Here is a 23,961-nt window from a genome sequence, read left to right on the forward strand (position 1 = left end):
CCATTGCACACCTCGCCCACGCAAGCGCTGATTGAACGGGTAGTTTGCGCGGGGTGGGCGGCGTAATGGGGAGTGGTTTTTTTTCACGGTTTTCGCACTGCTGTGCCGGACTGCATTTTTGATCAACTGAGCCCGCTTGCCCGCGGCCCTTGCATGGGAACTGCGGCATGTCTTGGCGCGTGCATTACAACGTTCGCGTCCCCATGACCGCTTTGTGGACTGAATGCCTTGCCCTCTGGCGCGCACACGCGCTGGTATGGGTGCTCACGCAGCGCGAGCTGGCCGCACGTCACAGCGGGACCGCTGCCGGCGTGGTGTGGCCTTACCTGCAGCCCCTGCTCACCGTGGCTGCGTTCTACCTAGTATTTGACATCGTGTTTGCCATGCGGCTGGGCGAAGGCGCGCCCGCCCATGCGGTCGGTACGTACCTCATCGTCGGGGCGCTGCCCTGGATGGCGTTTTGCGACGCAGTATCGCGCGGCATGGGCAGCTTGCTGGATGCGGGCGGCCTCTTACAGAAAAACCCGTTGCCCCCCGTGCTGTTTACGGCGAGGGCCGTGCTGGCCAGCGCACTCATCTACGGCCCGTTGCTTGCGCTGGTAGCAGTGGCCTACACCCCATTGCACGGTTTCGCACCTGCGGTGCTCAGCGTGGTGCCACTGCTCGCACTGCAGTTGATGCTGTGCCTGCTGCTGAGCTATCTGCTCGCCATACTAGCAGCAGCATTACGCGATACGGTGCAATTGGTGGGTTTCCTGCTGTCGGTCGGCATTTACCTGTCGCCCATCCTGTTTCCCATGACCCTGTTTCCCGAACGCTGGCGTTGGGTGCTGTGGCTCAACCCTATGACCGGGCTGGTACAGGGATACCAGCAAGTGCTGCTGCAGGGCGCATGGCCCTCCGCCGGGGTGTGGTGGGCCACGCTGGCGTGGATAGCGCTGACTGCGGTTTTGCTGAATGTCGTAGTGTCTCGCAGCCGCGACCAGTTGGTGGATTGGCTATGACGCACCAAGCACCTTCGCTCGCTACGAACATTCCAGCGGCCGCCCCCGTGCTACGCGTGCATGCAGTGGGCAAGGAATACAAGCTGTACCCCACACCGCGCGCGCGGCTAAAGGCGCTGGTGACTGGCAAGGCCACGCACCGCAGCCACTGGGCGCTGCACGATGTGTCGTTTGAACTGCAGCGCGGTGAGTGCATAGGCGTAATTGGTGACAACGGTGCCGGCAAGAGCACTTTGCTCAAGCTGCTGGCGGGCACATTGCAGCCCAGCCACGGCCGTATCGACCGGGTAGGGCGTGTGACTGCCATTCTGGAGCTGGGGGCGGGCTTCCACCCCGATTTCAGCGGCCGCGACAACCTGTACTTTGCGGGCAGCCTCATTGGCATCCAGCGTGAGGAGATGGCGCGGCTGGAGCCCGGGATCATTGAGTTTTGCGAGCTGGGTGAGGCGCTGGACAGGCCGGTAAAAACGTATTCGTCGGGCATGACGGTGCGGCTGGCATTCGCGTTGGTAACGGCAGTGCAGCCAGATGTTCTCATCGTGGACGAAGCATTGGCAGTGGGCGACCAGAACTTTCAGAAGAAGTGTGTGGAGCGCATCACGGCGTTTCGCAACAATGGCTGCACCATCCTGTTTTGTTCGCACAGCCCGTACCATGTTCGCCACCTGTGCGACCGGGCACTTTGGCTCAAGGGCGGCAGGGTGGAGCAGTTTGGCAATACCGAAGCGGTGTTGGCTGCCTACGACCTGTACACCCGGGAGCGGGAGCTTGAGAAAAATGGCGGTGCTGCGAGTGCACTGGCAGATGCCGCGCCAGGATCGGCCTCAGCCCATTCAGTTGACTCCGGCGCGGAGGGCACTGTTGCTGGCGGCGCCGGGCAGCCAGACTCGCAGATGGCTCCCAAGCACGCGGGGCGGTCACCACAACCCCAGCCGCTTGGCGATGCGGGCGGTAGTGCATGTATTTTGTCGGTGGATGTCGCGCATCTGGAAGACGCGCAAGCCGGGCATCCGCCCGTGCTGCAGGGGCAGGACCTGATTGTCACGATCCGTGCACGGGGGCGTGGCGATGAGCGTCCGCACATTGGATTCATGATCGAGCAGTCCAAAGGGGTGGGCATTACCTCGTTGGCAACGCATGAAGACGGTGCAGCGCCTGTGCGGCTGAGCGACGGCACCTGGCAGTCGGTTCTTACTTTTCCAGACTTGCCGTTGCACAGCGGTGATTACGTGATCAGCGCTTTCCTGTTTGATGAAACGGGCCTCGCCGTGTATGACGAGTGGTTCCAGTTTTTGCACTTCCGTTTCATCTTTCCCAAGCCGTTGCCGGGGTTGGTCCGGCTTCCGCACCGCTGGAGTTAGGGAGCGCGTTGGCCCCAAGGGCGAGCTATCGCGTGGTGCACTTTCGGTTCATGTTCCCCACCCAGCCGCCGTGGTGCATTGATAATCGGCGCTCCGCCTGAACACGCATCACATGACAGCAAACACGGATATACAAACAAGCAGAGGCCTGCAATTGCTGCAGGAAGGCCGCGACTTACTGGCCCGGGGTGACCGAACGGGTGCCGCGCAGGTGCTGGCCCGCGCGCGCGATGAGCGTGATGTGATGCTGGCAGCGCATGCGTTGATCGAAGCGCATGACCTGGTGGGCTCCTACAACAATGTGATGGGGCTGAACTGCGCCATCTCGGAGCACGACGACATCTTTGGTTTTTTTCTGGGCCACCACTCCAGTCGCAACCCGCTGCGCGATTACCTGGCTGACGGCTGGCGTACGCTTTCAGAGCTGATGTTGTTGCTGGAGGCGGTAGACAAGCCGTTGCTCAAGACGCCCAGTGTGCTGGAGTTTGCCAGCGGCCATGGGCGGTTTACGCGGCATCTCGTGAAGGCGTTGGGGCCGACGCGTGTGGTGGTGTCCGATGTGGTCCCCAGTGCCGTGGAGTTTTCTCGTCGCACGTTTGGTGTGGAGGGGTTCTTGTCCGCCAGCACGCCAGAGGCCGTGCAATGGCCAGGCCGCTATGACCTGGTGTTTGTGTTGTCGTTGTTCAGTCACCTGCCAAAGGCAACGTGGTCGCGCTGGCTCAAGGTGCTTTTTGATGCGGTTGCACCCGGAGGGTTGCTGGTATTCAGTACCCATGGCATCAAAGCGGCACATTTTGACCATGTGACGCTCGACGCAGAGGGTTACTTTTTTGCAGCTTCCAGCGAGTCGTCGGCGATTGATGGGCAGGAATACGGCACAACGTTTACCTCCGAGCCGTTCGTGTTGGCGCGCATTGCCGAAACCCTGGGTGCGGACAAGCTGGTGCACAAGGCGCCCGTGCACTTCTGGAACCATCAGGATGCCTATGTGTTGCGCAAGCCTTGAGCGCTCACGCAAGTCCGTGAACCAGCGGGAGGCGCTATGAACGGCAATTGGCTTCACTCCCTGCAGGAGCGTCTTTGGGGCGTGGCGCCTTGGGATGCGAGCAAGATTTCTGACGAATGGTTTCGGGCACATTTTGAGTATGCGGCCGATGTGGTGAACCACTGGATTGGCGGTGTGCTGGATGTGCGCAGCGCCAGGTTCTTGAACTTTGGCTGCGGCGATGGCATTACCGATCTGTCCCTGGTGCTGCGCTACGGCGCCACGTCCATTCATGGGGTGGATATCCGCCGGGAATACACCAAGCTGCCCCGCATTGCGAGAGAGCAGTTGGGCATGCGGCGTATCCCCTCGGCGCTGACATTCGAAAGCATCACCCCCGGTGCGCCGCTGGCAGGCCAGCGTGCGCTGGTTGACGGGATCATGAGCTGGTCTACCTTCGAACATGTGCAGCGCGATCAGCTGGCGCCGATCTTTGCGGATCTCCATGCCTGCCTGCGGCCAGGGGGCTACTTCTTCATCCAGATTGAGCCATTGTTTTATTCGCCGTTCGGGTCGCACTTGCGCAGGTATGACGACGTGCCGTGGCACCACCTGCTGGCCAGTGAAGAAGCGCTGTGGCAAGTGATCAAGAATCATCAAGGGCCCATCGACGCTGCGGAGGTGGATTTCGGGTTCGCGGATTTTGGCGTAGACGGCTACAAGGAGTTTGTATTCAAGGAGTACCGCTCGCTCAACCGCCTTACTGCCGACGAGCTGGTGGACCTGACAACGCAAGCCGGCTTTCACGTGGTGCGGCAGGAGCGCCGGAACGTAGAAATGGAGATCCCCAGCGCATTGCGTGGGCGCTACCCCGACGAGCTGCTGCTGAACAACGAGATTTTTCTGTTGTTGAGCAAGTGAAGGGTGAGACGCGGGCCTGCGCTGAGCAGCGGAGGATCTGAACCCCTTACAAACGTAAAAAATGATAGCTGCTAGCGCTTGTCAGAAGTAGTTTTCAGATAAAAAATACTGTGAAAATCAATGCCATCAAGCGCTGGCAGCTCACTTTTTTGAATGTTATTCAACAAGAATTCACGCTCTCAACCAGCTCTTCACCTTTGTCTGCCAATGCTGGGGCACGCGCTGCGCTACGCCGCGCAGCAATGGATGCGAGCGCAGTTTGACGATGCCGGAGAGCAATAAAGATCGGGCGCCCGTGGCGCCGGTGGATGGAGCCCGGTGGGTGGCGAGAAAATCCATGGGCACACCAATCGGGTGCGAGCTGCCGGGGACTGTTGCCAGGTAGCTGTCGTGGTAGTGCCAAGGCAGGCTGGAGGCCGACGCCTGCAGGGCCCGTGCACCGGGCGTAGCGGGCTGGGCCACGGGTGGCGGGGTGCCTTGGTCGAAATTCTGCTCGCGAATCCGTAAAAAAGCATCCAGCCATTGTGCTGGTGTCTGGTCCCACCGTTCGACCCAACTCCATGTTCTGCCGTGCAGACGCTCGGCAAAGGCGCCCAGGTCTGGCGCAACCACGGGCAGCGCGGCCTCCATGCAGGCGCTGAGCGTGTAGCTATACGTTTCTGGCCATTGGGCGGGAAACCATGCCAGATCCGGTTGCAGCCATTCCAGGAGGCGGGGAAGGTCGTTGTCTTCGTAGGCTCCGTGGACAGTGAGGTGGGCCTTGGGTTGTGTCTGCAGGTGCCGGTAGCCATACCCCAGCAAGTGGAATTCGACGGGAGCGTTGCGGCGGGCAGCTTCCAGGGCTACGGCTTCCAGGATGTCTGCACCTTTGATGGCGCTGAGAGCTCCGATCACCACGACTTTCAATGCGGCGCCAGCGGCACGGGCATGAGGTTGGGCAAGGGGCAGCTCGCCGTGGCTGGACAAATCTGTATGGGGAACGACGCGCACCCGTGCACCCGGAGCAAAACCGGCGATGCGGAGTGCTGCATCGTGGCTCGGCGTGAATACCTGGCGTGCCCCCGTAAGAAAGTGGATGTTCCGGTGGCGCCACTGGCCGACGGTACCGCCGTAGGGCGCCGCGGTGCTATCCGCAGGGCAACAGGTGCACTGGCCTGGAGCCAGCTCGCCAGCATAGCGATTGTCCAGACCCGTGAGCGAGATGTGGGTGCAGTAGCTGTAGAAATCGTGCGCAGTGAAGTCGTAGGCCACGCCCAGATGGTGGGGTAGATCCAGAACGCTTTCGTCATGGCCCAGCAGGTGGTGGTAGTGAATGTGCGACACGCCCAGCTGCCGAAGTGCCTGGAGGAGCTGCGCGAATTCATCTGCAATGCTGAATTGCAGGAGAAAGCCCTCCGACTCATCCGCCCACTGTAACCGTACCGAGCGATGGGGGGCGGGAGTGAGGGTCAGAAACAAGGCTTGGTCTGAAAGGTGCTGGGCGAGCTCCCGTACATGCCGCACGGTACCGCCGGCGCGGTCGTGCAAGACAGCAAGCACGACCTTGCGCCCGCCACTTTGCTGCTGGCGCATGCGTGCCACATCCAGTGCCAGTCGCCAAGGCTGTGCCGGGTCGGCGCGCACAAACGCCATCACATCCCGCTCATAGTTTGGATGAAGGCGGCGCAAGGTCTCCATCGCGGCGCGTTCGCGGGGGCTTTTGCTGTCACCAAAACTCACGCCACCAGTGTGCAGCACGAAAGTGTCGAGAAGGTGCAGGTTGCGCCAGCCAGCTTCTGCCGCTCGTTGGCAGAAATCGTTTTCTTCGCCATAGCCTTTGCCGAAATTTTCCGTGTCGAACAACCCAACCTGCTGCAGGCTGTCACGCCGGATGTACATGCAGAAACCGACGCCGGTGGGCACATCCACCACAGCGCCTGCGTTGGTTTGGGCGCACAAGGCGTCCAGCTGTGCGGTGTTGTAGCCCGGGGGCAGGTCGTTGTCTTTGCAGAAACGGGGGTAGCTGCAGATGGTGGCGTTGTTGGAGAAGGGCGTGACGGAGGCGACCTTCTGGTCGCTGTAGGCTGCGCGGCGAATGCGGTCCAGCCAGTCATTCGCCACCTCGGTGTCGCTGTTGAGCAGCAGCACGTCGTTGCTGTCGCTCAGCGCCATGCCCCGGTTGACGGTGCCTACGAAGCCAAGGTTTTCGGGGTTTTCGAGCAACGTGATGCGGTCATCCTGGCGTGCGCGGTCGCGCAACCAGGCAGTCACTTCGGGTTCCGGGCTGGCATCGTTGATCACGATCAGGCGCCAAGGGGTCTGGCAGGCGCTGGCCAGCACAGAGTCTATGCACAGTCGGGTGTCGTGCAGCCCGCGGTATACGGGCACGATGACGTCGACGGGTTGAGGCGGGGGCGTGACCGGGATAGGCGCGGGGGGCACTTGTGCTGCTGCCGCTGCAGGTGCGCGACCCAGCAGGCGATCAACGCGCATCTTTGCGTGGACCAAGGGGCGGGTGGCTCGAAACACGGTGGAGTTCTCTATGGTCTTGAGGTGCGCGGCCAAGGCGGCGTAATCTTTCTGAAGGCGGGTAGCTTCTTGTTGCCACGTGGCACGTTGCTGGGCCAGGGCCTTGTTGCTTTCTTCGAGAATGGTCGCACGGGCTTCAACGAGTCGCATCTCGTGCCGCTGATGGTTGAAGCTGCTTTCTGCGTCGCGTGCAGCGCGCTCCAGTTCGCCAATGCGGTCATCCAGCGGGCGCACGGTGCTGGCGAGGGCCAGATAGTCTGCAGACATGGGCCAACCCAGTTCCACCTCCAGGGTGGCGGGCGCCCGGTCGGCGAGTTCGAAAACGTCTGCGGGGATGGGTAGTTCCATCCACGGGTCTGTTCCCGCAAGGAGCAGCAGGCTCGCGCCTGAAGCGGGCGGCAGGGGGGCTTGCCAGACGATCTGGCTGTGAGGTGCTGCCGAGAGCAGTGAGCGGGATGTGCTATCAGCTTGCCAGTGCCAAAGGGGCTGCTGGGCGTGGTCAAGCAGCGTCAGGCTGTAGAGGTGGAGAAAACCCGGGCGATCTGCCGGGTCCAGGCGCAGTTGTTTGAGGGGACGAGCCGCTTGCGGAAGACTGAAACGCACCATCTGCCGTTCCTGGCCAATGATTCCGCTGGCCGTGAGCTTGTCTTCTTCGGCATAGCCACCGTCATATCCCAGGTAGAGCTGTGCCGTAAACCGCGCATGCGACGCTATACCGTTAGCAGGAGTATGTGCTGCACTGGAGACATGCGGCACTGGCCGAGCCACACAGATGAACTGGTAAGCGAGAGCGTCGGGGGACCCTAGCAGGTAGCGGGCCACTGCGGCAGGCAAGCGGTCAAACGCCACCTGGAACTCGGACTCTGGCAACTCGCGCTGGACGGTGTCCACGGTGTCCAGCTCCCAAAGCTGCTCAGCCATGAAGCGCACGAGCGAAGTGCGTGTGAAAAATCGCAGGTGGGTGCGGTCGAGCAACCCTTCCTCACGATAGCGGAACTCGCCTTCCATCAGTTCGGCCAGAAGGCCGGCATATGCAGCGTTGGGGACAGAAATCAGCAGCTTTCCATCGGGCTCCAACAGGTCGCGGCAAGCCTGCAATACCGTTTCTGGGCGGCGAAGGTGCTCAAGCACATCGGCGCACACAATGTAGTCGTAGCGCCGATCACCGAACATGCCGTGCAGGTTGGCGGTTTCGAGGTCGGCCACCTCTACCGTGCGATAGTGTGGCCGGGCGTGGTCGGCCTCGGCGCGGCTGAGGGTGACGCCGTCCGATGTGCAGCCCCGTGTTTCTTTCAGATGCTGCCCCAGGGCGCCACTTCCGCAACCGAGGTCCAGTACGCAAGCCCCTGGGTGGACCAGACTCGCCAGGACCGACAGCGAGGTGCGCTCGCCTTCGGCGATGGAGCGCAAATACACGTGCAGGTCGTCAATTGAATTCGTCATCCGGCGATTATGACGGCGCGTTCCGCAGGGAAAAGGGCTGCTGTGGGTGGACAATAGCACCCGATGGCCGACATTTTTCCCCTGCAGCGCCCGCGTCTGGCGATCTCCATCGTGAGCCACGGCCACGGAGCCTTGGTGCAGGCGCTGCTGCTTCAGTTGGCCCAGATTTCGGCGCGATCCGTCGCCCGGGTGGTGCTGGTGCAGAACCTGCCAGAGTCAAGCCCAGAGGCGCCGTTGGAGGGGTGGCCCTTTGAGTTGAAAGTGGTTGTAAATGACACGCCCAAGGGGTTCGGTGCAAACCATAACTTCGCTTTGAGGGGCGCTGACGAAGAGTTTGTCTGCATACTTAACCCGGATGTTGCGCTGCAAGCCGCCGATCCCTTTCCCGAGTTGCTTGTCGCCAGCAGCCTGCCAGGCGTAGGTTGCGCCTATCCCATTCAGGTAGACGACGAAGGACGTGTTCAGGATAGTGAGCGAGAGATTCCGTCGCCAGCCGCTTTGTTGCGCCGAAGGCTGCTGGGGCAGATCGAAACGCGGGCGGATTGGGTAAATGCGGCGTGCATCGTGGTGCCGACCCCGGTTTGGCACCAGCTGGGGGGGTTTGACGAGCGCTATTTCATGTATTGCGAGGATGTGGATTGGTGCTTGCGGGTCAGACTGCGGGGGCTGCAGCTGGTCCGGGCGCCGGTGTGCGTTGTTCATACGGGCCAGCGAGCCAGCGGCCGTAGTGCCAGGCACCTTGCGTGGCATGTGCGCAGTCTTCTGCGGTTGTGGATCTCTCCGGTATATCGTCAGGCGCAACAGTTGCTAACCTCTGCCTCGTCCAGCGCAGGTACTATCGGCACCCCATGATTTGGTTGTCAGTGGTTGGATTTTTGATGGCGACGTTGGTCGCAGGGCTCATTGTGCGATGGGGGCGGGCGCATGCTGCAGCCTATGGCGATGGGATGCCGCAGAGGTTTCATCTCGGCGATGTTCCCAGGTTGGGCGGTGCGGCTTTGCTGTTGGGCCTGGGGGTAAGCTGGGTTCTGGGCATGTTGCAGACCCTGCAATGGGGTGACCCTGGCTCGTTGGGAATGGGTTTTTGGGTCGGGGGCTGGCTTTTCACCCTGCTGCCTGCGGCGTTGGGCGGCATCGCAGAAGACATGACCCAGCGGTTGTCCGTGCGCTATCGGCTGGTTCTGACCGGCGCATCGGGTGTTTTGGCCGTGGCGCTGCTGGGCTTGACGCTGCCCCGCCTCGGCTGGCCAGTGGCTGACGCACTGCTCGGCGCTGCTCCCTGGATCGGCATCGGGATTGTGGTGCTGGCAGTGGCCGGCCTGCCCCATGCCTTCAACATCATCGATGGCTACAACGGCCTTGCGGGAATGGTGGCCCTCATCGTCTGTCTGGCACTGGCCCATGTGGCTTTGCAGGTCGGAGACCGCGCGCTGGCGGCGATGCTGGTTTGCACCGCCGCTGCCACCGGCGGTTTCCTGGTCTGGAACTACCCGCGTGGCATGTTGTTTGCAGGTGACGGGGGCGCTTACGTGTGGGGCGTGGTGATCGCGCTGGCCAGTATTTCCCTGGTGCAGCGCAATGCCGATGTGTCGCCGTGGTTTCCCATGCTTTTGCTGATCTACCCGGTGTGGGAGACAGTCTTCTCGATATATCGCAAAGCCGTGCGGGGCGTTTCGCCCGGGGTGGCAGATGCGCTGCACTTTCACCAACTGATCTACCGGCGCATCGTGCGCGGGGTGTTCCACGACGATGAGTCCCGCCGCATGCTGATGCGCAACAACCGCACCTCCCCCTATCTGTGGGGCTTTACCTTGCTGACTGTGGTGCCGGCCGTGCTGTTCTGGAGCAATACGCCGCTGCTGATGGCGTTTTGCGGGCTGTTTGTGGTCAGCTATGTGATGGCGTATTTCGCCATCGTGCGCTTCAAGGTTCCGCACTGGTTGCGCCACTGAAGCTGGCTGTGCTCGCGACGCTGGCGAATGCGGCACAATTTGCGCCTCACAGTTTTCTCCGGATGGCCCGCCTCCATGACCGACCTTCTTTCGATTGCCCCGCGCGACAAGGCTGAAATCCTGGCCCAGGCGCTGCCCTATATCCGCAAGTTCCACGGCAAGACCATGGTCATCAAGTACGGCGGCAACGCCATGACCGACCCGGCCCTGCAGGCGGACTTTGCCGAGGATGTGGTGCTGCTCAAGCTGGTGGGCATGAACCCCGTGGTGGTGCATGGTGGCGGCCCGCAGATCGAGACCGCGCTCAACCGCCTGGGCAAGAAGGGCGAATTCATCCAGGGCATGCGCGTGACCGATGCTGAGACCATGGAAGTGGTCGAATGGGTGCTGGCCGGCGAGGTCCAGCAGGACATCGTGGGCCTGATCAACCAGGCCGGTGGCAAGGCGGTGGGCCTGACCGGGCGCGATGGCGGCATGATCCGCGCGCAGAAGCTCAAGATGGTGGACAGCAAGAACCCCGCCATCGAACACGATGTAGGCCAGGTGGGCGACATTGTTTCCATCGACCCGAGCGTGGTGAAGGCGCTGCAGGATGACGCCTTCATTCCGGTGATCAGCCCCATCGGTTTTGGCGAAAACAACGAGAGCTACAACATCAACGCCGATGTGGTGGCCAGCAAGCTCGCCACGGTGCTGCAGGCTGAAAAGCTCATGCTGCTGACCAATACGCCGGGCGTGCTGGACAAGGCAGGCAATCTGCTCACCGACCTGACCGCCCGCGAGATTGATGCCCTCTTTGCCGACGGCACCATCTCCGGCGGCATGCTGCCCAAGATTGCGGGCGCACTGGATGCCGCCAAGGCGGGGGTGCATGCCGTGCACATCATCGACGGCCGGGTGCCGCATGCCATGCTGCTGGAAATCCTGACCGATCAGGCCTACGGCACCATGATCCGTAGTCATTGATGAACACCCCCCTGAGTCGCTGCGCGCCTTCCCCCCTCTCTTGCATTGCTGCGCAACGCGGAGGGGGGACACCGCCAGCGCCCTCACAGCGGAATACTGGCGGCCCTTGTGCGGCGGTCGCTGGCTTGGGTCGCGCGCAATGCAAGCGCTGTGCCTGTTGCATGGGCCGCATCAATGCGACTCATTAGACGCAGAGGATGAACCATGCGCCTGCTTTTGGTCGAAGACGACATCATGGTGGCCAGCGGCATCAAGCTGGGGCTCACGGACGCTGGTTATGCCGTGGACTGGGTAGGCAGTGGCGAGCGCGCTGAAGAGGTGCTGCGCGCGGAATCGTTCGACGCGGCAATCATCGACATCGGCCTGCCTGCCATGGACGGGCTCGAGCTGACCCGCCGCCTGCGCCGCCCCGACATGGTGAGCCCGGCGATGCCGGTGCTGATCCTCACAGCGCGCGACGCGCTGCATGACCGCGTGCAGGGCCTGGACCTGGGGGCCGATGACTACATGGTGAAACCTTTCGAGCTGCCCGAGTTGCTGGCGCGGTTGCGTGCCCTGCTGCGCCGCTCGCAGGCCGCCACCACGGCGGTGCTGAACTTCGGGCCGCTGGAGCTGGACACCGCAGGCCGCCGTGCCAGCGTGCGCACCGCAGAGGGTGAACAGGTCATCGAACTGGGCCCCCGGGAGTGGACGGTGCTCGAATACCTGCTCATCAACGCGCCCAAGCCTGCCAGCAAGGACAAGCTGCTGCAGGCGCTCACCGGCTGGGACAAGGAGATCACGCCCAACGCGGTCGAGGTGTATGTCTCGCGCCTGCGCGGCAAGCTGGAGCCCCATGGCGTGGCGCTGCGGTCCATCCGAGGCTTTGGCTATCGGCTGGAACTGCAGGCCGCCGCCTGAACCGGGCCCGGCAGGCTGCCCTCCATCCCGGTGACGCGCATGACGAAGCTGGACCGCACCACCCCCTTCCAGCGGCCTGGGTTGCGCGCGATGACCTCCGATCTGCGCAACCGGTTGCTCCTGTTGCTGGTGCTGCCCCTGTTTGCCTTGGCGTTGGTGGGGGTGTGGCTGGACTACCGCTCGGCCGACGAGGCCGCCGGACGGCATGACCAGCGCCTGCTGCGCTTGCTCCCGGCGCTGGCCGATTCGGTGCTGGCGCCTTCGATCCGCGACAGCGAGCCCCCGCTGTTGTTGCTGGCACCGCCGGTCGAGGACTTCCTGCGCCAGAACGCCGGGTTTGCTGCGTACAGCGTGCGCGACACCTCGGGCCGCCTGCTGCTGGGCGATGCCTGGGTCAACAGCGCGGTACCGGGCACACACGAGCCGGAGTTCCACAGCGCTGAATACGGCGGCGTGACCTACCGCGTGGCGGTGCAGCGCGGGCGAACCGGGGCGGGGGAGCTGGTGGTGGCGCTGGCCGACGGTTCCGACCCGCGCCAGCAATGGGCCCAGCAGCTGTTGCTGCGGGTGCTGTTGCCCAATCTGGTGCTGGTGGCCGCGGCGGCGCTGGCCATCCACTGGGCGGTGGGGCGTGCGTTCAAGCCGCTGGTGGACTTGGCCGAGGCGGTGGAGCACCGATCGCCGCGCGACCTGAGCCCCATCGACGAGGCCTCGTCCCCCGCCGAAGTGCGCCCGCTCGTGCATTCGCTCAACCGCCTGTTTGCGCTGGTCAATGCCCAGGCCGAGGCGCAGCGCCGTTTCGTGGCCGATGCGGCCCACCAGCTGCGCACGCCGCTGGCCGGCCTGCAGTCGCAGGTCGAGGCCTGGGCCATGATGGCCAAGGCGGCGGCGCCACCCCGGGTTGCGATCCAAAATTCTGATAGAAAAGTGCCTCCAGCGCATGACAGTAAAGCGCAAGGCGCTATTGTTTTAGGAGTTGAACAGATTGAAAAGCTGCGCAACGCCACGCGTCGCACATCGCAGCTCGCGCACCAGTTGCTGGCACTGTCGCGCGCCGATGCGCGCAGCCTGGACGCGCAGGCCCCCCAGCGCGTAGACCTGAAAGACCTGTGCGAAACCCTGCTGGAAACGTTTCTCGACCCCGCCACGGGCAAGGGGCTGGACCTGGGCCTGGAAGTCGAGCCCGTGCACGTCACCGGCCACGGCTGGCTGCTGCGCGAACTGCTCTCCAACCTGGTGGACAACGCCATCAAATACACCCCGCCAGGGGGCGTGGTCACCATACGCTGCGGCATGCGCCAACGCGCGGGTACGCCCCGTGTGTTTCTGGCGGTAGAGGACGACGGCCCCGGCGTGCCCGACGCCGAGCGTGGCCGGGTCATGCAACGCTTTTACCGGGTGCCCGGCACACTGGGCGAGGGCACAGGTCTGGGGCTCGCCATCGCCGACGAAATTGCGCGCGTGCACGGGGCATCCCTCAAGCTGGGGGCTGGCGCGCACGGCCGGGGGCTCTTGGTCACGGTGGTGTTTGCGCCGTAGGGTGCAGAGCGCAGCGGCTATGAGGCAATGCGGGCCGTGCCGGCGGTGCGAAAGCCCTTTGTGAACCCTGTGCGAGAATCATTTCCACACATGATTTACGCCCTGCCGCAGACCGGCGCATGCCCTGTGGCGTGACGCTGGGCACAGGGCGCCACTGGCCGCATGGCCCCATCCCAGCCCCTGTTCCTGCATGTCTGAACTTTTGCCCCTTCCAGAGCCAGCCAGTACCGACGATGTGGGTGAAACGCCCGCGGCACGCAAGCGGCCCAAGCCCGGCGAGCGGCGGGTGCAGATCCTGCAAGCGCTGGCGGCCATGCTGGAGCAGCCCGGGGCAGAGCGCATCACCACGGCCGCGCTGGCTGCACGCCTGTCGGTCAGCGAGGCGGCGCTGTACCGCCACTTTGCGAGCAAGGCGCAGATGTTCGAGGGGCTGATCGACTTCATCGAACAAACCGTGTTCACCCTGGTCCAGCAGATCACCGGCCGCGACGTGCCCGACCCGGACCAACCCGCCGAAGTCGGCAGGCGCCAGGCCGCACGCATCGTGGCGCTGCTGCTGCAGTTTGGCGAGCGCAACCCTGGCATGGTGCGGGTGATGGTGGGGGATGCGCTGGTGTTCGAGCACGAGCGCCTGCAGCAGCGCATGAACCAGTTTTTTGACCGCATCGAGTCCACCCTGCGCCAGTGTCTGCGGGCGGGGGCTGCGGGCTCTGCCACCCCCACGGTCGATGCCCAGGTGGCGGCCAGCGTGCTGGCGGCGTTTGCCGTGGGCCGCCTGCAGCGGTATGCGCGTTCGGGGTTCAAGCGCCTGCCCACTGAGCACCTGGACGCCAGCCTCGCGCTGATCCTGTAGCCAGGCGGCCGGGCAGGCCTGTCGCGGGCGGCTGCTGGCCGACCCTTTGGGGGGGTGGCGTGGCAACAACGGTGGATTTTGGGCGGGCTCCCTATTTTTCCCGGGGGTTTTGGCGGGGGGCGGAATTTGCTGCAAAATAGAACGAACGTTCGTTTTTATTTGCCTGCATGCCTTCCACCTCTTCCCCCAGCCCGGTTACCCGCATCCCGCGCGCTCGCAGCGGGACCGGCCGTGCCCTGCAAAAAGGCCAGCAAACCAAGGCCGCCATTGTCGAGGCCGCCTTGGGGCTGGCCACGCACATCGGGCTGGAGGGCTTGTCGATCGGGGCGCTGGCGGATGTCACGGGCATGAGCAAATCGGGCGTGTTTGCCCACTTTGGCTCGCGCGAAGAGCTGCAGATCTCCGTCATCCGCGAATACCACACGCGCTTCGAGCAGGAGGTGTTCTACCCCGCCATGTCCGCCCCGCGCGGCCTGGCGCGCTTGTCGGCCATGTTCGACAACTGGATGAAGCGCACCTCCATCGAAATCGACTCGGGCTGCATCTACATCAGTGGTGCGGTCGAGTTTGATGACCGTACCGGCCCCGTGCGCGACGCACTGGCCAGCTCGGTACTGACCTGGCATGCCGCCATGCAGCGTGCCATAGAGCAGTGCAAAGGCCTGGGTGAGCTGCGTGCAGACACCAACGCCGAGCAGATGCTGTTCGAGATCCACGGCCTCATCCTGGCGCTGCACTATGAAGCACGGTTCCTGCAGACCCCCGGCTCCATGGGTCGCGCCGTGCAGGGCTTTCACAACATCCTGGCGCGTTACAGCGCCGGGGCGCAGGCTGCTGCCGCGCCGGCCGAACCGGCTGGCTCCCGGCGCCGCAAAGTTTCCACCCAAACCATCCCATCCAAGGAGTAAACCCATGCCTACCTATACGCCGCCCCTGCGCGACATGCAATTCGTCATGCACGAAGTGTTCAAGGTCAGTGATGAATTCAAGGCCTTGCCTGCCCATGCTGACGTGGATGTGGACACCATCAACGCGGTGATCGAGGAAGCCGGCAAGTTTGCTGCCGAAGTGGCCTTCCCGCTCAACATCAGCGGCGACACCGAAGGCTGCGTGCTCGACAAGGCGACCCACGAAGTGAAGACCCCCACGGGCTTCAAGGATGCCTACGCCAAGTACGTCGAAGGCGGCTGGGCGGCACTGAGCTGCGACCCGGCCTACGGTGGCCAGGGTCTGCCCTTCGTGCTGAACCAGTGCCTGTACGAGATGATGAACTCGGCCAACCAGGCCTGGACCATGTACCCCGGCCTGAGCCACGGCGCCTACGAAGCCCTGCACGCCCACGGCACCGACGCACAGAAGGCGCTGTACCTGCCCAAGCTGACCAGCGGCGAGTGGACCGGCACCATGTGCCTGACCGAACCCCACTGCGGTACCGACCTGGGCCTGCTGCGCACCAAGGCCGAACCCCAGGCCGACGGCACCTACAAGCTCACCGGCAACAAGATCTTCATCAGCGCGGGTGAGCACGACATGGCCGCCAACATCGTGCACCTGGTGCTGGCCCGCCTGCCCGATGCGCCCAAGGGCAGCAAGGGCATCAGCCTGTTTGTCGTGCCCAAGTTCAATGTCAAGGACGACGGCTCGCTGGGCGAGCGCAATCCGATCTTCTGTACCGGCCTGGAACACAAGATGGGCATCCACGGCAACGCCACGGCGCAGATCTCGCTGGACGGCGCCATCGGCACCATGGTGGGCCAGCCCAACAAGGGCCTGGCCGCCATGTTCGTGATGATGAACGCCGCCCGCCTGGGCGTGGGCAACCAGTCGCTGGGCCTGACCGAAGTGGCCTACCAGAACGCGCTGGCCTACGCCAAGGACCGCATCCAGATGCGTTCGCTCAGCGGCACCAAGGCCAAGGACAAGGATGCCGACCCAATCATCGTGCACCCCGATGTGCGCAAGATGCTGCTCACTGCCAAGGCGTATGCCGAGGGTGGCCGCGCGCTGCAGATCTTCTGCACGCTGCTGCTGGACAAGGTGCACAGCCACCCCGATGAAAAGGTGCGCAAGGACTCCGAAGAACTCGTGGCCCTGCTCACGCCCATCGTCAAGGCGTTCATCACCGATAACGGCCACATCAGCACCAACGCGTGCATGCAGGTCTTCGGCGGCCATGGCTTCATCAAGGAATGGGGCATGGAGCAGTACGTGCGGGACAACCGCATCAACATGATCTATGAAGGCACCAACACCATCCAGTCGCTGGACCTGCTGGGCCGCAAGGTGCTGGGCAACCAGGGCGCCACGCTCAAGAAGCTGGGCAAGCTGATTGGCCAGCTGGTGGAAGAAGAGGGCGTGAACGAGAAGATGGCCGAGTTCATCAACCCCGTGGCCATGCTGGGCGACCAGATGACCAAGTTCACCACCGAGATCGGCTTCAAGGGCATGCAGAACCCCGATGAAGTGGGCGCAGCCGCCGTGGACTACCTGCGCGTGGCCGGCCACCTGGTGTTTGGCTACCTGTTTGCCCGCATGGCCCAGGTCGCCCTGCGCGAGATCGCCGCTGGCAACACCGACCCCTTCTACGGCGCCAAGCTGCAGACGGCCCGCTTCTACTTCGCCAAGCTGTTCCCCGAAACCGCCACGTTGATGCGCACGGCGCGTGCCGGCAGCAAGGTGCTGATGGACACCGATCTGGCACTGGCCTGATCAGTCATGGGTGCGGATTTCAAGTCATTTTGCCACGGAGCGCTTATGTATAAAGCGGTAGCAGCTATTGTTTTGGTAGCGAGTGCCTTGCCGGCCTGGGCGCAGATGTCGCCCGAAGGCCTGTGGCGCAACATCGACGACAAGACCGGTGAGGCCAAGGCCGAAATCCGCATCCGCGACATCGGCGGCGGCGTGCTGAACGGGGCGCTGGAAAAGCGCCTGACCAAAGACGCCAAGCCCGAGGATGTGTGCAATGAGTGCACGGACGACCGCAAGGGCAAGCCGCTGCTGGGGCTGGAGATCATCCGCGCCGCCAAGAAGGCCGAGGGCAAGGATGTGTGGGAAGGCGGCAAGATTCTCGACCCCGAGAACGGTCGCAACTACACCCTGCGCATGACCCCCATCGAGGGCGGCAAGAAGCTCGAAGTGCGGGGCTCTATCGGCCCCTTCGGTCGCACGCAGACCTGGATCCGCGTCCAGTAAGCGCTGCTCATCTTTCACAAAACCCCGTTCGCCCTGAGCTTGTCGAAGGGCCTGGATGCAACCCCCTCGCCACGGCTTCGACAAGCTCAGCCCGAACGGATTGAACCTCATCAAAACATGTCCCGATTTCAAGTGAAAAAAGTCGCCGTGCTCGGCGCAGGCGTGATGGGCGCGCAGATTGCCGCCCACCTCGTCAACGTGAAGGTGCCCGTGGTGCTGTTCGACCTGCCTGCCAAGGAAGGCCCGAAAAACGGCATCGTCACCAAGGCCGTTGAAGGCCTGAAGAAGCTCAAGCCTTCGCCCCTGGGCGTGGCCGATGATGCGGCGCTGATCCAACAGGCCAACTACGAAGAGCACATGCACCTGCTCAAGGAATGCGACCTCGTGATCGAGGCCATTGCCGAGCGCATGGACTGGAAGCTCGATCTGTACACCAAGATCGCTCCCCACGTGGCCAAGCACGCCATCCTGGCGTCCAACACCTCGGGCCTGTCGATCACCAAATTGAGTGAAGTGCTGCCCGAGAGCATCAAGCCGCGCTTTTGCGGCATCCACTTCTTCAACCCCCCGCGCTACATGACGCTGGTGGAGCTGATCAACACGCCCACCACCCAGCCCGAAGTGCTGGACCAGCTGGAAGCCTTTGTGACCAGCGGCCTGGGCAAGGGCGTGGTGCGCGCGCACGACACGCCCAACTTCGTGGCCAACCGCGTGGGCATTGCCGGCATGCTGTCCACGATGAAAGAGGTCGAGAACTTTGGCCTGACCTTCGACGTGGTGGACGACCTCACGGGCAAGAAGCTCGGCCGTGCATCCAGCGGCACCTTCCGCACTGCCGACGTGGTGGGCCTGGACACCATGGCCCACGTCATCAAGACGCTGCAGGACAACCTGAGTATTGAGACGGACCCGTTCTACGAAAGCTTTGGCACGCCCGCCGTGCTGAAAAAGCTGCTGGAGCTGGGCAACCTGGGCCAGAAGACCAAGGCAGGCTTCTTCAAGAAGGTCGGCCGTGATGTGATGCGCTTCGAGCTGGAAAGCGAAGAGTACGTGCCCGCCGGCCAGAAGGCCGACGAGGTGTATGCCCGCATGCTCAAGAAGCCCGCTGCCGAGCGCCTGCGCCTGCTGCGCAACGCCGAAGGCGCGCCCGGCCAGTTCCTCTGGGCCATCCTGCGCAACAGTTTTCACTATGCAGCCGTGCACCTGGGCACCATTGCCGACAACGCCCGCGACGTGGACCAGGCCATGCGCTGGGGCTTTGGCATGAAGCAGGGCCCCTTCGAGCTGTGGCAGGAAGCGGGCTGGCTCGACGTGGCGAAAATGATTCAGGAAGACATCGACGCGGGCAAGGCGCTCTCCAAGGCGCCGCTGCCCGAATGGGTGTTCAAAGGCCCCGTGGCCGACGCCGGTGGCGTGCACACCGCACAAGGTTCCTGGAGTGCATCGCAGAACAAGTTTGTGCCACGCCGCCAGTTGCCGGTGTACGAGCGCCAGATCTTTCCCGAGGCCTTGCTGGGCGAGTCCAACCTGCCCGACTGGCGCACCGCAGGCACGACCATCGCCGAGTCCAAGGCGCTGCGCACCTGGACGTTGGATGGCCAGGTGCTGATCGCCAGCATCAAGAACAAGATGCACGCCATCAGCCCCGAGGTGATGGAAGCCCTGATGGAAGGCTTGGAGCTGGCCGAGGCCGAATACCAGGGCATGGTTATCTGGTCCGGTGACGCCCCCTTCAGCGTGGGTGCCGACCTGGAAGCCACCATGCCTGCCTTCATGGTCGGCGGTGCCGATGCGGTGGAAAGCATCGAGCAGGAGCTGCAAAACCTGATGATGCGCATCCGCTACGCGCAGGTGCCTGTCGTCGCAGCCATCCATGGCATGGCGCTGGGCGGTGGTTGCGAGCTGGCCGTGTACTCGGCCAAGCGCGTGGCGCACATGGAAAGCTACATCGGCCTGGTCGAAGTGGGCGTGGGCCTGGTGCCCGGCGCCGGCGGCCTGACCTACATCGCCCGCCGCGCGGCCGAGAACATGGCGGCTTCGACGGGCAAGGACATCCTTCCGTTCCTGACCGAAGGCTTCACCGCCGCGGCCATGGCCAAGGTGGGCACCAGCGCGCTGGAGTCGCGCAAGCTGGGTTACCTGCTGGACAGCGACGTGATCGTGCCCCACAAGGACGAGCTGCTGTTCGTCGCCATCAACGAAGCCAAGTCCATGGCCGCGAGCGGCTGGCGTGCACCGCACAAGCGCCTGTTCCCCGTGGCGGGCCGCAGCGGCCTGGCCACCATCAAGGCCCAGCTCGTGAACATGCGCGACGGCGGCTTCATCAGCGCCTACGACTTCAAGATCGGCGCCATGATCGCCGAGGTGGTCTGCGGTGGCGATGTGGATGCGGGCGCCCTGGTGAGCGAGGAATACCTGCTCACGCTGGAGCGCAAGGTGTTCTGCCACCTGATCGCCCAGCCCAAGACGCACGAGCGCATTCTCGGAATGCTCTCCACGGGTAAGCCTGTCCGCAATTGACCGGTATCACCATGACGGGCCAAGCCCCCAACAAACTCCAGCGCTCGCTGATGCGTCTGGACGAAGCCCCCGCCTTCATGCGCGGCTTTGTGCAGAACATCATCCTGCGCCGGGCTGTGCCCTTCACCGGTACGGCCGGGGTGAAGTTCGTGTCGCTCACGCCCGAGCGGGTCGAGGTGCACCTCGCCAACGAGCACCGCGTGCAGAACCACATCGGTGGTGTGCATGCCTCGGCCATGAACCTGCTGGCCGAAACAGCCACCGGCATGGTGGTGGGCATGAACGTGCGCGACGACTGCATCCCGCTGGCCAAGGAGCTCTCCATGGCGTTCAAGAAGCGCGCCACGGGCGGCCTCAAGGCCGTGGCCACGCTCACAGCCGAGCAGCGCGCTGCCATGCAGGCCAGCGACAAGGGCGAGGTTCAGGTGAAGGTCACCGTGACCGACGAAGCCGGTGTGGAGCCGGTCGAATGTGTATTTACGTGGGCCTGGGTTCCTTCCAGCCGCCCCCCCAAGAATTGAAGGAGTGTCAACACCATGGCTCAAAAACAAGTCCAGGACGCCTACATCGTCGCCGCCACGCGCACGCCCATCGGGCGCTCGGGCCGCGGCTATTTCAAGAACATCCGCCCCGACGACCTGCTGGTCGCCGCCATCAAAAGCGCCATGCTGCAGGTGCCCACGCTGGACCCCAAAGCGATTGAAGACGCCATCATCGGCTGCTCGTTCCCCGAGGGTGAGCAGGGCATGAACATGGCCCGCATCGCCGTGGGCCTGGCGTTCAACCACCCCGTGGGCGGCGTGACCGTGAACCGCTTTTGCGCATCGGGCATCACCGCGCTGCAGATGGCCGCCGACCGCATCCGCGTGGGCGAGGCCGACGTGCTGATCGCTGGTGGCGCCGAGTCCATGAGTCTGGTGCCCATGGGTGGCAACAAGCCGTCGTTCAACCCCGAGGTGTTCGCCCGCGATGAAGACGTGGGCATTGCCTACGGCATGGGCCTCACGGCCGAGAAGGTGGCCCAGCAGTGGAAGGTGAGCCGCGAGGCGCAGGATGCCTTCGCCCTCGAATCCCACCTGCGTGCCATCAAGGCACAAAAGGCGGGTGAGTTCACCGACGAAATCACACCTTTCGAAATCGTGGAGCGGTCGCCCAACCTCGCTACCGGCGAAGTGGTGGAAAAGCGCCGCACCGTGAGCCTGGACGAAGGCCCGCGCCCCGACACGTCCCTGGAAGGCCTGGCCAAGCTCAAGCCCGTGTTTGCGGCACGCGGCAGCGTCACGGCGGGCAACAGCTCGCAGACCAGCGACGGCGCGGGTGCACTGATCGTGGCCAGCGAAAAGGCCGTGAAGCAGTTTGGACTGACGCCCCTGGCGCGTTTTGTGAGCTATGCAGCGCGCGGCGTGCCGCCAGAGATCATGGGCATTGGGCCTATCGAGGCGATTCCTGCGGCCCTGCGTTATGCGGGCTTGAAGAGCGATGACATTGGCTGGTACGAGCTGAACGAAGCGTTTGCGGCGCAGTCGCTGGCCGTCATCAACACGCTGGGGCTGAACCCGGCGAATGTGAACCCGATGGGTGGTGCGATTGCGCTGGGGCACCCTCTGGGGGCTACGGGTGCGATTCGGGCGGCGACGGTGGTGCATGCGCTGCGCCGCCACAAGCTGAAGTACGGCATGGTCACGATGTGTGTAGGTACCGGACAAGGCGCCGCAGGCATCATCGAAGCGCTGTAACTGGCTACTGCGCGGGTCATCTGCGTCGTTGGGCGGTGCTCGGAATCCTCACGTACAGGAAGTACGTTCCGGTTCCTGTGCTCCGTCCGCCTAGCAGCTGATCCCGCTCGCTACGCCCTGGAGGGTGGGGTGTGAAGGCAGGGAGCCGGGTCAGGGGGATGGGTGAGGAGGGCAGGTGCTTTCCACCTCCCCACCCGTTCGGGCTGAGCTTGTCGAAGCCGGGGCCCAGCCTCAGCGATCGTTTTCTTTTCAAGCCGGCGAAGATCGGTTTCGAACCAAGGAGACAGACATGAACAAGCAAACCTTGCAGGTCAACGGGGCGGTGTCTTTGGCGCTGCGTGTCTACGAACCCGAGGGCGCACCGCGCGCCAGCGTTGTCATCGGCGGCGCGATGGGGGTGCGGCAGTCGTATTACGGGGCCTTTGCGCTGTGGATGGCGCAGCAGGGGTTTCGGGTCACCACGTTCGACTACCGGGGGCATGGCGATTCGCTGCAGGGCGCGATGCGCGATGTGAAGGCGGATCTGTTTGATTGGGCGCAGGACTACGAGGCGGTGATTTCTGCCGCCAAGGCCGCGCTCCCGTCGCAGCCGCTGTATTTGCTGGGCCACAGCCTGGGCGCGCAGTTGCCGGGTTTGCTGAAAAAGCCCGAGCAGGTGGCGGGCCTGCTCAGCGTGGCCGCAGGCAGCGGCTACTGGCGTGACAACGCGCCGCAGCTCAAGCGCATCGTTCCGTACTTCTGGTGGGTGCTGGTGCCGCTGGCCACGCGGCTGTGCGGGTACTTTCCGGGGCGCACGCTCAAGAAGGTGGGCGACCTGCCTGCGGGGGTGATCCTGCAGTGGCGGCGCTGGTGTCTGGACCCCGCTTACAGCGTCGGTGCCGAGGGGCCTGCGGTGGCGCAGAGCTACGGTGCGGTGCGGTTCCCGGTGCTGGCGCTGTCGATGGCCGACGACGAGCTGATGACCTTGCGCGGCACACACAACCTCGTGAACCTGTACGCCAACACCGAGCGCCGCGTGGAGAGCATCACCCCGGCTGACCTGCAGGTGCGGCGCATCGGCCATTTCGGGTTCTTTCGCGACCAGTTCCGTCAGAGCCTGTGGCCGCGTGCGGCGGCTGCGCTGGCCGCCCTGGGCGGGGGCGGAATGCCCCGCGGTGAAGTCTCCGGTACGACGGCCTGAGCGGTCGTTTCGCGGCACACTTGCAGCATGACTTCCTCTGCATCCACTTCTTCGTCTTCATCTCTGCATCCGCTGGACGAGGCGCTGCAACTGACGGCTTCGTCCATCGCGACCGGCCAGTACGAAGGGCACACCCACCCCAGCTACTGGAACATGGTCGGCCCGTTTGGCGGCATCACCGCCGCCACGTTGCTGCAGGCCGTTCTGAAGCACCCCGACCGGCTCGGCGACCCGCTGTCGCTCACCGTCAACTACGCGGGCGCTTTGACGGCGGGTGCGTTCACCGTGCAGGCCACACCGGTGCGCACCAACCGATCCACCCAGCACTGGACACTGTCCATCCTGCAGGCCGGCGCCGATGGCGCGCAGGTGGTTGCCACCACGGCCACTGCGGTCACGGCCGTGCGCCGTGAGACCTGGAGCGTGGGCGACGTACCCATGCCGAAGGTGCCCGCCGCGGAAGAGCAACAGCCCCTTGTCGCCCCATCGGGTGCGGTGGAGTGGGTCAACCGCTACGAGATGCGCCCCGTGGCCGGCCTGATTCCCCGCACCTGGGACGATAGCGGCGACCACAGCCTGACGCAGCTCTGGATGCGCGACACACCACCGCGCCCGCTCGACTTTGCTGCGCTGACGGCACTGGCCGATGTGTTCTTCCCCCGCGTGTGGCTGCGGCGCGCGCGCCATGTGCCAGCGGGCACGGTGTCGATCACGGTGTACTTTCACGCCACGGCGGAGCAGTTGCGGGCCACGGGCACCGGTTTCCTGCTCGGGCAGGCGCGCGGGCAGGAGTTCCGCAATGGTTTCTTCGACCAGACCGCGCAGCTGTGGAACGAGGCGGGCACCATGCTCGCCACCAGCCACCAGATCGTGTACTACAAGGAATAGCCAGCCTCAGCGC

At 63.9% G+C, this 23,961-nt stretch carries 19 protein-coding genes; 18 read left to right on the top strand and 1 reads right to left on the bottom strand.

Annotated features, from left to right (window positions below; all coding sequences use genetic code 11):
* Window positions 1-203 precede the first annotated feature (203 nt).
* From AAFF19_RS04555 to AAFF19_RS04570, 4 genes are all read left to right on the top strand, one after another.
* Window positions 204-1,004, top strand: coding sequence for an ABC transporter permease (locus AAFF19_RS04555; RefSeq protein ID WP_342721378.1), 801 nt, complete (start codon window positions 204-206; stop codon window positions 1,002-1,004).
* Complete coding sequence (locus AAFF19_RS04560; protein WP_342721379.1) at window positions 1,001-2,365, top strand: ABC transporter ATP-binding protein; 1,365 nt, start codon at window positions 1,001-1,003, stop codon at window positions 2,363-2,365. The genes AAFF19_RS04555 and AAFF19_RS04560 overlap by 4 nt, the downstream gene beginning before the upstream one ends.
* Window positions 2,366-2,477: 112 nt before the next feature.
* Window positions 2,478-3,371 carry a class I SAM-dependent methyltransferase gene (locus AAFF19_RS04565; protein ID WP_342721380.1) on the top strand — a complete coding sequence of 298 codons (894 nt, stop codon included), beginning with the start codon at window positions 2,478-2,480 and terminating at the stop codon, window positions 3,369-3,371.
* A 36-nt stretch (window positions 3,372-3,407) separates the two neighbouring features.
* Window positions 3,408-4,271, top strand: a complete 864-nt coding sequence (locus tag AAFF19_RS04570) for a class I SAM-dependent methyltransferase (RefSeq protein WP_342721381.1) — start codon at window positions 3,408-3,410, stop codon at window positions 4,269-4,271.
* Between the two features lie 171 nt (window positions 4,272-4,442).
* On the opposite strand, the gene AAFF19_RS04575 is transcribed toward AAFF19_RS04570, so the two are convergent.
* The gene (locus AAFF19_RS04575) at window positions 4,443-8,222 is read right to left on the bottom strand and encodes a methyltransferase domain-containing protein (protein WP_182118065.1); all 3,780 of its coding nucleotides are present in this window, start codon (window positions 8,220-8,222) and stop codon (window positions 4,443-4,445) included.
* A gap of 63 nt (window positions 8,223-8,285) precedes the next feature.
* Here AAFF19_RS04575 and AAFF19_RS04580 point away from each other — a divergent pair, with 63 nt between their 5' ends.
* From AAFF19_RS04580 to AAFF19_RS04645, 14 genes are all read left to right on the top strand, one after another.
* Window positions 8,286-9,074, top strand: a complete 789-nt coding sequence (locus AAFF19_RS04580) for a glycosyltransferase family 2 protein (protein WP_182118066.1) — start codon at window positions 8,286-8,288, stop codon at window positions 9,072-9,074.
* A complete protein-coding gene (locus tag AAFF19_RS04585; protein ID WP_182118067.1) occupies window positions 9,071-10,174 on the top strand; it encodes a glycosyltransferase in 1,104 nt (367 codons plus the stop codon). The genes AAFF19_RS04580 and AAFF19_RS04585 overlap by 4 nt, the downstream gene beginning before the upstream one ends.
* A gap of 75 nt (window positions 10,175-10,249) precedes the next feature.
* Window positions 10,250-11,140, top strand: a complete 891-nt coding sequence (argB, locus tag AAFF19_RS04590; protein WP_008903228.1) for an acetylglutamate kinase — start codon at window positions 10,250-10,252, stop codon at window positions 11,138-11,140.
* 204 nt (window positions 11,141-11,344) lie between these two features.
* Window positions 11,345-12,040: a response regulator transcription factor gene (locus tag AAFF19_RS04595; protein WP_008903229.1), complete on the top strand. Its 696-nt coding sequence runs from the start codon at window positions 11,345-11,347 to the stop codon at window positions 12,038-12,040.
* Between the two features lie 90 nt (window positions 12,041-12,130).
* Window positions 12,131-13,579, top strand: coding sequence for a sensor histidine kinase N-terminal domain-containing protein (locus tag AAFF19_RS04600; protein WP_342721831.1), 1,449 nt, complete (start codon window positions 12,131-12,133; stop codon window positions 13,577-13,579).
* Window positions 13,580-13,769: 190 nt separating this feature from the next.
* On the top strand, window positions 13,770-14,432 hold the full coding sequence (gene slmA / locus AAFF19_RS04605) for a nucleoid occlusion factor SlmA (protein WP_182118068.1): 663 nt from the start codon (window positions 13,770-13,772) through the stop codon (window positions 14,430-14,432).
* Between the two features lie 167 nt (window positions 14,433-14,599).
* Window positions 14,600-15,340, top strand: coding sequence for a TetR/AcrR family transcriptional regulator (locus AAFF19_RS04610; RefSeq protein WP_182118069.1), 741 nt, complete (start codon window positions 14,600-14,602; stop codon window positions 15,338-15,340).
* 4 nt (window positions 15,341-15,344) lie between these two features.
* On the top strand, window positions 15,345-17,141 hold the full coding sequence (locus AAFF19_RS04615; RefSeq protein WP_182118070.1) for an acyl-CoA dehydrogenase C-terminal domain-containing protein: 1,797 nt from the start codon (window positions 15,345-15,347) through the stop codon (window positions 17,139-17,141).
* Window positions 17,142-17,186: 45 nt separating this feature from the next.
* Window positions 17,187-17,624: a DUF2147 domain-containing protein gene (locus AAFF19_RS04620; RefSeq protein WP_182118071.1), complete on the top strand. Its 438-nt coding sequence runs from the start codon at window positions 17,187-17,189 to the stop codon at window positions 17,622-17,624.
* 117 nt (window positions 17,625-17,741) lie between these two features.
* The gene (locus AAFF19_RS04625; protein ID WP_182118072.1) at window positions 17,742-20,144 is read left to right on the top strand and encodes a 3-hydroxyacyl-CoA dehydrogenase/enoyl-CoA hydratase family protein; all 2,403 of its coding nucleotides are present in this window, start codon (window positions 17,742-17,744) and stop codon (window positions 20,142-20,144) included.
* Between the two features lie 11 nt (window positions 20,145-20,155).
* The gene (locus AAFF19_RS04630; protein ID WP_034692827.1) at window positions 20,156-20,665 is read left to right on the top strand and encodes a DUF4442 domain-containing protein; all 510 of its coding nucleotides are present in this window, start codon (window positions 20,156-20,158) and stop codon (window positions 20,663-20,665) included.
* Window positions 20,666-20,680: 15 nt separating this feature from the next.
* Window positions 20,681-21,880, top strand: a complete 1,200-nt coding sequence (locus tag AAFF19_RS04635) for an acetyl-CoA C-acyltransferase (RefSeq protein WP_342721382.1) — start codon at window positions 20,681-20,683, stop codon at window positions 21,878-21,880.
* A 289-nt stretch (window positions 21,881-22,169) separates the two neighbouring features.
* Window positions 22,170-23,060, top strand: coding sequence for an alpha/beta fold hydrolase (locus AAFF19_RS04640; protein ID WP_342721383.1), 891 nt, complete (start codon window positions 22,170-22,172; stop codon window positions 23,058-23,060).
* A 27-nt stretch (window positions 23,061-23,087) separates the two neighbouring features.
* Complete coding sequence (locus tag AAFF19_RS04645; protein ID WP_085942477.1) at window positions 23,088-23,948, top strand: thioesterase family protein; 861 nt, start codon at window positions 23,088-23,090, stop codon at window positions 23,946-23,948.
* The last annotated feature ends 13 nt before the right edge of the window (window positions 23,949-23,961 follow it).

The organism is Acidovorax sp. FHTAMBA, assembly GCF_038958875.1.
Lineage (GTDB): Bacteria > Pseudomonadota > Gammaproteobacteria > Burkholderiales > Burkholderiaceae_C > Acidovorax.

Bases quoted from the DNA above. Each gene is read 5' to 3' on its own strand.
- AAFF19_RS04555 (WP_342721378.1), top strand. From the start codon at position 204: ATGACCGCTTTGTGGACTGAATGCCTTGCCCTCTGGCGCGCACACGCG.
- AAFF19_RS04560 (WP_342721379.1), top strand. From the start codon at position 1,001: ATGACGCACCAAGCACCTTCGCTCGCTACGAACATTCCAGCGGCCGCC.
- AAFF19_RS04565 (WP_342721380.1), top strand. From the start codon at position 2,478: ATGACAGCAAACACGGATATACAAACAAGCAGAGGCCTGCAATTGCTG.
- AAFF19_RS04570 (WP_342721381.1), top strand. From the start codon at position 3,408: ATGAACGGCAATTGGCTTCACTCCCTGCAGGAGCGTCTTTGGGGCGTG.
- AAFF19_RS04575 (WP_182118065.1), bottom strand. From the start codon at position 8,222: ATGACGAATTCAATTGACGACCTGCACGTGTATTTGCGCTCCATCGCC.
- AAFF19_RS04580 (WP_182118066.1), top strand. From the start codon at position 8,286: ATGGCCGACATTTTTCCCCTGCAGCGCCCGCGTCTGGCGATCTCCATC.
- AAFF19_RS04585 (WP_182118067.1), top strand. From the start codon at position 9,071: ATGATTTGGTTGTCAGTGGTTGGATTTTTGATGGCGACGTTGGTCGCA.
- argB (WP_008903228.1), top strand. From the start codon at position 10,250: ATGACCGACCTTCTTTCGATTGCCCCGCGCGACAAGGCTGAAATCCTG.
- AAFF19_RS04595 (WP_008903229.1), top strand. From the start codon at position 11,345: ATGCGCCTGCTTTTGGTCGAAGACGACATCATGGTGGCCAGCGGCATC.
- AAFF19_RS04600 (WP_342721831.1), top strand. From the start codon at position 12,131: ATGACCTCCGATCTGCGCAACCGGTTGCTCCTGTTGCTGGTGCTGCCC.
- slmA (WP_182118068.1), top strand. From the start codon at position 13,770: ATGTCTGAACTTTTGCCCCTTCCAGAGCCAGCCAGTACCGACGATGTG.
- AAFF19_RS04610 (WP_182118069.1), top strand. From the start codon at position 14,600: ATGCCTTCCACCTCTTCCCCCAGCCCGGTTACCCGCATCCCGCGCGCT.
- AAFF19_RS04615 (WP_182118070.1), top strand. From the start codon at position 15,345: ATGCCTACCTATACGCCGCCCCTGCGCGACATGCAATTCGTCATGCAC.
- AAFF19_RS04620 (WP_182118071.1), top strand. From the start codon at position 17,187: ATGTATAAAGCGGTAGCAGCTATTGTTTTGGTAGCGAGTGCCTTGCCG.
- AAFF19_RS04625 (WP_182118072.1), top strand. From the start codon at position 17,742: ATGTCCCGATTTCAAGTGAAAAAAGTCGCCGTGCTCGGCGCAGGCGTG.
- AAFF19_RS04630 (WP_034692827.1), top strand. From the start codon at position 20,156: ATGACGGGCCAAGCCCCCAACAAACTCCAGCGCTCGCTGATGCGTCTG.
- AAFF19_RS04635 (WP_342721382.1), top strand. From the start codon at position 20,681: ATGGCTCAAAAACAAGTCCAGGACGCCTACATCGTCGCCGCCACGCGC.
- AAFF19_RS04640 (WP_342721383.1), top strand. From the start codon at position 22,170: ATGAACAAGCAAACCTTGCAGGTCAACGGGGCGGTGTCTTTGGCGCTG.
- AAFF19_RS04645 (WP_085942477.1), top strand. From the start codon at position 23,088: ATGACTTCCTCTGCATCCACTTCTTCGTCTTCATCTCTGCATCCGCTG.